Below are 245 nucleotides of genomic sequence, written 5' to 3'. Positions count from 1 at the left end.
GAAGCGCGGTCATGAGCTTTACCATTATACGCCGGACCGGCTTTCGATGCGTGACGGCGTCGTTTCCGCCCGCCTGGAAAAGATGGAAGTGCGCGACGTCAAGGGCGATCACTATACGCTGGGCGAAGGCCCCGGCTATGACCCCTTGAGCGGAAATGTCTGGTGGTTCGATATACTCGGCCAGAAACTGATCGAGAAGAACTGGGAAAGCGGTAAAATCAACGTCCATGCGCTGGGCATGAAGG

The 245-nt window shown here is 56.7% G+C and carries 1 pseudogene; it reads left to right on the top strand.

From position 1 onward, the window contains the following. A pseudogene (locus F9K94_RS24795) lies at window positions 1–245 on the top strand (hypothetical protein); the annotation flags it as partial.

It is taken from the genome of Brucella tritici (assembly GCF_008932285.1).
Classification (GTDB): domain Bacteria; phylum Pseudomonadota; class Alphaproteobacteria; order Rhizobiales; family Rhizobiaceae; genus Brucella; species Brucella tritici.
Note: the sequence above shows the minus strand (reverse complement) of the source record. Positions and strands in the feature narration are given on the sequence as shown.